This is a genomic window from Nocardia thraciensis (assembly GCF_054782435.1).
This window is the reverse complement of the sequence record NZ_BAAGSM010000041.1, coordinates 23,959-32,238: the sequence shown is the minus strand read 5'-3', so window position 1 is coordinate 32,238 and position 8,280 is coordinate 23,959. Positions and strand designations below refer to the sequence as shown.

At 69.9% G+C, this 8,280-nt stretch carries 9 protein-coding genes; 3 read left to right on the top strand and 6 right to left on the bottom strand.

All coding sequences use genetic code 11. From position 1 onward, the window contains the following. Positions 1-442: PucR family transcriptional regulator (locus tag ACYVLQ_RS27335; RefSeq protein ID WP_460700400.1), on the top strand; the 442-nt coding region annotated here is incomplete at its 5' end. Between the two features lie 26 nt (positions 443-468). Here the strand turns inward: ACYVLQ_RS27335 and ACYVLQ_RS27330 are convergent. Then, positions 469-735 (bottom strand): hypothetical protein, encoded by a 267-nt coding sequence (locus ACYVLQ_RS27330; protein ID WP_460700399.1) that lies wholly within the window; start codon positions 733-735, stop codon positions 469-471. A 240-nt stretch (positions 736-975) separates the two neighbouring features. Here ACYVLQ_RS27330 and ACYVLQ_RS27325 point away from each other — a divergent pair, with 240 nt between their 5' ends. Next, positions 976-1,935, top strand: a complete 960-nt coding sequence (locus tag ACYVLQ_RS27325; RefSeq protein WP_460700398.1) for a hypothetical protein — start codon at positions 976-978, stop codon at positions 1,933-1,935. Positions 1,936-1,966: 31 nt separating this feature from the next. On the opposite strand, the gene ACYVLQ_RS27320 is transcribed toward ACYVLQ_RS27325, so the two are convergent. The 4 genes from ACYVLQ_RS27320 to ACYVLQ_RS27305 form a co-directional block, all read right to left on the bottom strand. Then, positions 1,967-2,764 carry an RNA polymerase sigma factor SigF gene (locus tag ACYVLQ_RS27320; RefSeq protein ID WP_460700397.1) on the bottom strand — a complete coding sequence of 266 codons (798 nt, stop codon included), beginning with the start codon at positions 2,762-2,764 and terminating at the stop codon, positions 1,967-1,969. Beyond that, positions 2,754-3,185 carry an ATP-binding protein gene (locus ACYVLQ_RS27315; RefSeq protein ID WP_460700396.1) on the bottom strand — a complete coding sequence of 144 codons (432 nt, stop codon included), beginning with the start codon at positions 3,183-3,185 and terminating at the stop codon, positions 2,754-2,756. The genes ACYVLQ_RS27320 and ACYVLQ_RS27315 overlap by 11 nt, the downstream gene beginning before the upstream one ends. A 311-nt stretch (positions 3,186-3,496) precedes the next feature. Next, positions 3,497-4,174 carry a PAS and ANTAR domain-containing protein gene (locus ACYVLQ_RS27310; RefSeq protein ID WP_460700395.1) on the bottom strand — a complete coding sequence of 226 codons (678 nt, stop codon included), beginning with the start codon at positions 4,172-4,174 and terminating at the stop codon, positions 3,497-3,499. 88 nt (positions 4,175-4,262) lie between these two features. Then, positions 4,263-4,622 (bottom strand): STAS domain-containing protein, encoded by a 360-nt coding sequence (locus ACYVLQ_RS27305; protein ID WP_460700394.1) that lies wholly within the window; start codon positions 4,620-4,622, stop codon positions 4,263-4,265. Positions 4,623-5,096: 474 nt separating this feature from the next. On the opposite strand from ACYVLQ_RS27305, the gene ACYVLQ_RS27300 reads away from it, so the two are divergent. Continuing rightward, on the top strand, positions 5,097-5,951 hold the full coding sequence (locus ACYVLQ_RS27300) for a hypothetical protein (protein ID WP_460700393.1): 855 nt from the start codon (positions 5,097-5,099) through the stop codon (positions 5,949-5,951). On the opposite strand, the gene ACYVLQ_RS27295 is transcribed toward ACYVLQ_RS27300, so the two are convergent. After that, a complete protein-coding gene (locus ACYVLQ_RS27295; RefSeq protein WP_460700392.1) occupies positions 5,923-8,256 on the bottom strand; it encodes a phosphoketolase family protein in 2,334 nt (777 codons plus the stop codon). The genes ACYVLQ_RS27300 and ACYVLQ_RS27295 overlap by 29 nt on opposite strands. Positions 8,257-8,280: the final 24 nt, after the last annotated feature.

The following is an 8,280-nucleotide window of genomic DNA, read 5'->3' as shown; positions in this document are numbered from 1 at the left end:
CATCACCCACCTGTCCCACGCCGCCCGAGCACCCATCACCGCCACCATCGTCACCGCCGGAACCCACACCATCCCCACCGCCGCCGACCAAGCCCACCAACTCCTCGACATGGTCGCCCGCCTACACTCCGAACCCGCCCTCTACCGCTTCGACGACCTCGCCCTCGAATACCAACTCACCCGCCCCGGCCCCGGACGCGAATACCTCGGCTCCCTCCTCGACCCCCTCGACCACCACCCCGAACTCCTCGACACCCTACAAACCCACATCGCCCACAACCTCAACCGCCAACGCACCGCCCGCCTCCTCCACGTCCACACCAACACCGTCGACTACCGACTCAAACGCATCAGCCAACTCACCGGCTTCGACCCCACCCAAGCCAGCGGACTCTGGTACCTCCGCTCCGCACTCGTAGCCCGCAGCTATCGCGACGCCTGAGCAGCACACGCTGTACCGGGAACAATTCACGGCTGCGCGGGCGGAGACTGCGGGGACACGTCCGGTTCCTCCGCGGCCAATCGGTCATCGATGCGGGGTCCCTCGCGCTGCTCGTTCGGCGTGGTACCGAAGCGATCCGCCGCGGCCCAGCCCTCCGGCGGCTCGACCCCCTCCTCGAGCGGATCGGCGTCCAGTTCGTCCTCGTCCAGGTGCTCGGCGCTACTGGGGACGTCCTGCCACTCGATCGGGTCCGGTGGCCCCGGCACGCGTTCGTCACCGTGCTGATCACTCATGGTCGCCGGGTTACCGCGTCCGGGCGCGCGAAACCCGCAACCCCACTACCTGGTCCGACGCCATGATTGCGCGGGCGATCGTCGGGTATCCGGCCCACGTGGCCACTACGTGCCCGCGAGAGCCGACCACCACTCGGCCGCTGCGCGCCCGGTACCGCCACCGGTGACCGGACATGCGGCGCGGCATCGGCGGTCGCGGCGCCCGCCGGTACGCGACGACCTCGTCGAAGGAGGCATCACATGTACAGCGAGAACCCCGCACCCACCCCTCGCCACGACGAGATGACCGAGGCCGCGCGGTTCGCGGGGCGCAGCGGCATCGCCTACGAAGGTGTCGACGTGCGCGCACTGGCACCCGCCGCCATCGCGCCGGAAGCGACCGCCGACGCGGCGCCGGGGTCCGCCCGCCCGGACTTCACCGTTCCCACTCCCACACCGACGGACCCCGTCCCCCCGGACCCGTTCGCACCGCCGGTCCCCGAACCGCCGCCGCCCGACCCGACGCCGGAACCCCCGGGCCCGATCCCCGACCCCGGACGGCCCGACCCCCTCCCAGATCCGGGCCCGCCGGACCCGCTCCCGGGCCCCGGCGGCACGGAGACCGTCCCGTACCCCGGCGCCGCACCGGCGATGCCCGCGCACCGAATGTCGAGCCCGATCGCCGACATCGGCCCGCAGGGCCCGATTCCCAACGCCGGGCCGCCCGATCCGCTGCCCAACCCGGGCCCCGCCGACCCAGCGCCCAACCCCGGCCCACCACTACCGAGCCCCAATTCCCTACCGCCCCAACCACACCCGGACACCAGGTCGCCGCTGGCGAACCCCTACGCCGAAATACTCTGGCCCGACCCCGACCTCCCCCTGCCCGACCGCTACACCGGACCACCGTGGCCCAACCCGAACCCCGAACCGCTCCGGCCCGACCCCTACATCGAGTTCTCCTGGCCCGGTCAAGACCCCGAACCTCCACGACCGAACCCGAACCCGGAACCCCCACGACCAAACCCCTATCCCGAACCCCCACGGCCAGACCCCAACCCCGAACCTCCACGACCGAACCCCCATCCGGAACCGCCCGGCCGACCGCCCGACCCACCTCTTCCGGGCCCGACCCCGTACCCGGGCCGCCCTGACCCGAATCCCACCCCGGAACCACCCAACCCTCACGACCCGCACCCCCCGGAACCCACCATGCGCTGAGGGTTCCCGCAGGGGTGCGGGCAGGGCGGGGTCAGTCGCGCAGCGCCTCCTCGCGGAGCCAGGTGAGGGTCTTGGCGAGGATGCGGGAGACGTGCATCTGCGAGATGCCCAGGGCTTCGGCGATCTGGGTCTGCGTCTTGGACTCGAAGAAGCGCATGGTCAGGACCTGTTTCTCGCGTTCGGGCAAGTCGGCGAGCAGCGGCTGGACCGCCATGAACTCCTCCACGCGATCGTATTTCGGCTCCGGCGCTCCCAGCACGTCACGCAGGGGCAGCGGCGTGTTCTCGCCGTCGTCGGCGGTCACCGCCTCGAGCGAGGACATCTGATACGCGTTGCCCGCGATCAGCGCCTGGGTGACCTCCACCAGATCCACATCCAGTTCGGCGGCGATCTCGCGGGCCTTGGGCAATCGGCCCAGCCGCTGCGCCAACCCCTCGATCGCACCGCCGATGGACAGCTGAATCTCCTTGGTACGCCGCGGAACCCGCACCGCCCAGGTGTTGTCGCGGAAGTGCCGGCGCACCTCTCCCATGATCGTCGGCACCGCGAACGACAGGAACGACGAGCCGCGCGTGACGTCGAACCGATCCACCGCCTGCACCAGCCCGATGCGGGCTACCTGCAGCAGATCGTCGAAATTCTCTCCACGCCCGGAGAACTTGCGGGCGATGTGGTCGGCCAAGGGCAGACACAGCCCGATAATCTTCTCCCGCAACGCTTCCCGCTGCGGATCATCCGGGTCGACCGCGGCCAGCTCCGCGAATACCGGTTCGATGTTGTCATAGCTGTCGCCGCCGCGGTGGCGCCGGCCACGCCGATCATCCGCCATCGGCCTCACCCCGTGCACGGCTGAATTCCACGGTTACCGGATACCCGTTGCGGTCGGCGTCGAACGGATCTGTCCGAGCGGCGATGTCATCGGTGATGGTCCGCAGCACATGCCAGCCGAAGCCGTCCTCGTCGAACGCGTCCTCGACGCCCGCGACCGCCGTCACCCGCACCGTCATCGCGCCGTCGTCGTAGCCGAAATCGCAGTCGATCGCCGAGGCGGGCGCCGCCTCGGTGATCAGGGCGGTGGCGATCTCGTCCAACGCGACCCGGATATCGGTGACCTCGTCGAGCGCGAAATCCGCGATCAGCGCGACCGTCTCGGCCAGCGCGCGCAACATGGTGAGCTGATTCAGGTCGGCCGGTACCCGGATGCCCACGCTGGATGTCTGCACCGGGGACCTCGCAACCCATTCACTCATCGACACTTGTCTCTCCTCCCAACCGGTGAACCCGGCGGGGGCCCGCGGACCCCGGCCGTTGCGCCAACCGTTCGACCTCAAGTCCATGATCCGACCACTTGCCCTCGGGTGTTGGTGTCCACCCCCGCACGCACGTCGAGAACCGCCGCCCACACCGATGCGCCGGGCACGCCAGGTCCAGCCGTCGCCGTGCCCCGGGCGGGCCGGATCGGGTCGGAAGGGTATGCCACGGCACAGCCTCTCTCCATCGGGCGGCGGTATCACTGCGCGGCGTACCCGATGTCGTGGACGCGAAACGCACGCACACCCCGCTAGCGGTCGAAGTGCTGGTGCACGGTCAGCAACAGGTGATCGAAGCGGGTGCGCACCTCGGCGGACCCGCCGCCCAGCTCCACCATATGCCGGACCAGTTCCTGAGCCAGCGCCCGCAGCTTCACGTTGGTCTCCTGAGACCGCCACGTGAGCACGCGGAACGCCTGCTCGGCGCCGATGCCGTACACCAGCATCAGCCCGCCCTTCGCCTGTTCGATCACGGCCCGCGCCTCGTACAGTTCGGGCAGGGCGTCGCTGAGGGTCTCCTGCTTGTGCTCGTCGAGGGTCTCGGTCACGTCGACGTAGTAGCCGGTGGTACCGACCACCGCGCCGTCCTCGTGCAGCTGGTCGCCCACCACGATCACGTGGTGCGTCTGCCCCATCGTATCGATGATGCGGTGACGGCTGCAGAACGGCTCCGCCCGGTCGATGGAGCGGGCCAGTGTCGTCGCCACCAGTTCCCGATCTTCCGGATGCTTGTGTTCGAGCAGCAGCTCCGTGGTCGGGCGCACCGAACCCGGTTCGTATCCGTGCATGGCCGCCACCTCGTCGGACCATTCCCATCGCTGGTCGGCAAACCAGAAGCGGAAGCTGCCCACGCTCTGTGGCGTCCCAGCGCCTATCACGCGCTCGATCTGCCTGGCGTCGTCCGGGGAGAGCTCCCCACTGTGTTTCACCCCCTGATTATCCGCGCCCGGCGCAAAAACGACGAACGGAACGGTGGGACCACGTGCGTGTCACATCGGTCCCAGCGTCCGAAGTCGGTTATCCCATCGTCAGGGCGGCCTGCATCGACGGGTAGTACCGGAACAGCGGACGAATGCCGGTGATCTCCAGCACGCGTTCCACCTCCGGGCGCACGCCGACCAAGCGCAGGTCCACGCCGGTCTCGGCGGCGGCCCGCTTGGCGACGGTGAGCAACCGGGCCGACCCAATGCTCAGGAATCGGGTGCGCTCGAGATCCAGAACGACCGCGGCGGAACTGGTGCTGACGGCCTGTCGGAGCGCCCTGCGGAACACACCGGCGACCGCGGCATCCAGCTCGCCCTCGATTCGGACGATGGTGCAGTGCCGCAGCCGATCGCGAACGCGCGCGGACCGCGCCGCGCCGTCCGGGTCCGACATTTCTTCGACTCGACGTTCCAAAACGGCAATCGCAGACATAACTAAAGCCTCCCGTGCAATGGAGCTTGCCAGTTCCGCTCGCGGAGGATGTGCGAGACGCCGAGCGACGAATCGGTAGCTTCTACTGACCGTCGACCCGGCTGCTTCGCGCACTCCGTGCACGAACCGGGATCGGCTGTAGTCTCAACCTGGATCCATTGTGTCACGGGACGCGCCGGTTGTCACCGCCGCTACGACCGAATCGATCTCTCCCCGCCCGGCCCCCGCCACCCGGCGGTGGAATGCCACACAGGCGGGGCCACCCGGCCGGAACGGGTCCGAACGACCCCGACCACGACCACTAGCCCGAATATGACTGCGCCACAGCACAATTCAGCAATCCGAGATATGCCCTGCACACACGCCTGCGCGCGCATCCCGACCGGGCCGGTTCGATGTGTGAGTTCACTTGCTACCATGCTCGTTTCGCGGTAGATGTTCGTAGTGACCGTCGATCGGGCGCAGACGTCGTCGCAGCGCCGCAGCTGGGAGGAACTCCCCGCGGTCACCCGAGCCGCGGTCGAGGCGGTCACCGGTCCGGTGCTGCGCGCCGAATCCGTCATCGCCGGGTTCAGCAGCCACCTCGCGGTGGTGATCGACACCGCCGACGGTCGGACCTTCCTCAAGGGCATGCGCACCGACAACCCCGAGGTCTGGACCCAGCATCGCGAGGCCGCGCTCGGCCCGCAGGTGACCCCGATCGGTCCCCGGTTGCGCTGGCAGATCGCGTCGGGCGGCTGGGATCTGCTCGGATTCGATTACATCGCAGGACATTTGGCCGACTACCGCGTCGACGCGGATCTCGCGGCGACGGCGGCGGCGATGGCGGCGCTCGGCCGCCTGCACTTCCCCGCCGACCTCGAGCTGAAGGACGCCGAGGTGCGGTGGGGGGCCTACCTCGACGATCCCGCCGAGGGCGCGCGGTTCGCCGGCGCGGCACTGCTGCACACGGACTGGAACTACAGCAACGTCATCGTCACCGACACCGGCGCCCGGCTGGTCGACTGGCCGTGGGCGACGCGCGGCGCGCCCTGGATCGACCCGTGCTGCTGGATCGTGTGGCTGATCTTCGCCGGGCACACCCCGGCGACCTCCGAACGATGGGCCGCCCGGGTGCCGTCCTGGCACCGCGCCGGCGACGGCGACCTGCTCGCTTTCGCGACCGCCCTGGCCGCGGAGTGGACCGCCACCGCCAACCGCAACCCCAATATCTGGACCCACGGCTTGCGCGATGCGGCACGGCAGTGGGAGGCGCACCGGCTCAGGGGTCCGGCCACACCCAGTCGGTGATCTCCGGCAGATCGCGGCCGGTCCGCTCCGCGTGGACGGTGTTGCGGTGCACCTGATGGAGCAGCTGCCCGCGCAGATGACCGAGGCGCTCGGCCATCCGGGGCACCTGTTCCAGGACCGCCAGCGCCAGGTGATAGCGATCGATCCCGTTCATCGCGCACATCTGGAACGGGGTCGTGGTGGTGCCCTTGTCGTGGAATCCGTGCACGTGCAGCCGCTCGTGCCCGGGGCGACGGTAGGTGAGCTGATGGATCAGCCACGGATAGCCGTGGAAGGCGAATACGACCGGCCGGTCCGCGGTGAATATCTCGACGTAGTCGCCGTCCGAGATGCCGTGCGGATGTCGGTCCGGCGGGAACAGCCGGGCCAGGTCGACCACGTTGACCACGCGAACGGCCAAGTCCGGGACCAGCTTCCGCAGCAGCGCCGCCGCCGCGAGGGTCTCCTGCGTCGGCACGTCGCCCGCGCTGGCCAGCACCGCGTCGGTGCCGCCCTCGCCGTCGGTCCCCGCCCAGCTCCACACGCCCAGACCCTGATCGCAGTGATCGGCGGCCTGGTCGAACGAGAGATACTGCAGCGCGGGCTGTTTCCCGGCCACCACCACATTCACCCGGCCCCGCCCGCGCAGGCAGTGGTCGAATACCCGCAGCAGGCAATTGGCGTCCGGCGGCAGGTACACCCGACACACCTCCGGCCGCTTGCTCAGCACATGGTCGATGAATCCGGGGTCCTGGTGCGAGGCGCCGTTGTGGTCCTGCCGCCACACGTGCGAGGTCACCAGATAGTTGAGGCTGGGAATCGTTGTGCGCCAGTGGTATTCCGAGGCCGAGCGCAGCCATTTGGCATGCTGCACCACCATCGAGTCGACGATGTGCGCGAAGGCCTCGTAGGTGGAGAACACCCCGTGCCGCCCGGTCAGCAGATAGCCCTCCAGCCAGCCCTGGCACAGATGCTCCGACAGCACCTCGAACACCCGGCCGTCCGGGGCCAGCCCCTCGTCGCCGGAGCGCGTCGGCAATTGCCAGCGCCGCCCGGTCGCCTCGAGTACCGCGTCCAGCCGGTTGGAGGAGTGCTCGTCCGGCGAAAAGAACAGCAGCCGACGGGGATTGGCGGTCAGCGCGTCGCGCAGGTACCGGCCGAGCACCGAGGTCGCCGCGGCGCGGCGGGTGGCGGGCGCGCCCACCTGGACCGCGTGCGCGGTCGGGTCGGGCAGCCGCAGATCCGCGCTGTCGCGGGCGTGGGCGAGCGGATTGTCGCTCATCCGCAGCTCGCCGCGCGGGCAGGCGTCGCGCAGCGCGGCGACCGGCTCGCCCGCGGCGGTGAACAGCTCCTCGGGATGGTAGGACCGCAGCCATTCCTCCAGCAGCCCACGGTGATACGGGTTGTCACGCACCTCGTCCAGCGGGATCTGGTGTGCGCGCCAGGTGCCCTCCAGCGCCACCCCGTCGACGCGCGCCGGGCAGGTCCACCCCTTCGGGGTCTCCAGGATGATCATGGGCCGCTCGGTCCGCCCCCCGGCTCGGATGTCGCCGATGCGCTCGAGGGCATCGTCCAGCGCGGCGGCGTACTGCTCGTGCACCTTGGCCGGATGATCGCCCGCGACCACCACCGGCGCCCAGCCGTGCGCGCGCAGCAGGGCCATCAGATCGTCGCGGCGCATCCGGCCGAGCACCGTCGGATTCGCGATCTTGTACCCGTTCAGATGCAGAATCGGCAGCACCGCGCCGTCCTCGGCGGGGTGCAGGAACGCGGGCGCGTGCCAACTCGCCGCCAGCGGCCCGGTCTCGGCCTCACCGTCACCGATCACGCACACCACCGTCAGTCCCGGATTGTCCAGCGCCGCGCCGGTGGCGTGCGCGAGCGAGTAGCCGAGCTCGCCGCCCTCGTGGATGGAACCGGGCAGGTGCGGCGACGCATGGCTCGGCCCGCCGCCGGGAAAGGAGAACTGCCGGAACAACTCTCGCATTCCGTCGGCGTCCTGGGTCGCGGCGGGATGGCGTTCGCCGAAGCTGCCCTCCAGCCACGCCGCGGCGTTGAGCCCGGCGGCGCCGTGCCCGGGACCGGCGACGAACAGCATCGAGTGGCCGTCGCGCGCGATCAGCCGGTTCAGATGCGCGTAGGTCAGGGTCAACCCCGGCACGGTGCCCCAGTGCCCCAGCAGCCTGCCCTTGATGTGGTCGGCCCGCAGCGGCTCGGTGAGCAGCGGATTGTCCAGCAGATACAGCTGACCGGCCGACAGATAGTTCGCCGCCCGCCACCAGGCGTCGACGAGTTCCAGATCACCGGCAGGCGTCACGAATCCCACTCCCTCCGCAAATGTCGGTCCCGG

Coding starts and splice junctions, on each gene's coding strand:
- ACYVLQ_RS27315 (WP_460700396.1), bottom strand. CDS start 3,185: ATGAGTGAATGGGTTGCGAGGTCCCCGGTGCAGACATCCAGCGTGGGC.
- ACYVLQ_RS27305 (WP_460700394.1), bottom strand. CDS start 4,622: ATGTCGGACCCGGACGGCGCGGCGCGGTCCGCGCGCGTTCGCGATCGG.
- ACYVLQ_RS27325 (WP_460700398.1), top strand. CDS start 976: ATGTACAGCGAGAACCCCGCACCCACCCCTCGCCACGACGAGATGACC.
- ACYVLQ_RS27300 (WP_460700393.1), top strand. CDS start 5,097: ATGTTCGTAGTGACCGTCGATCGGGCGCAGACGTCGTCGCAGCGCCGC.
- ACYVLQ_RS27320 (WP_460700397.1), bottom strand. CDS start 2,764: ATGGCGGATGATCGGCGTGGCCGGCGCCACCGCGGCGGCGACAGCTAT.
- ACYVLQ_RS27330 (WP_460700399.1), bottom strand. CDS start 735: ATGAGTGATCAGCACGGTGACGAACGCGTGCCGGGGCCACCGGACCCG.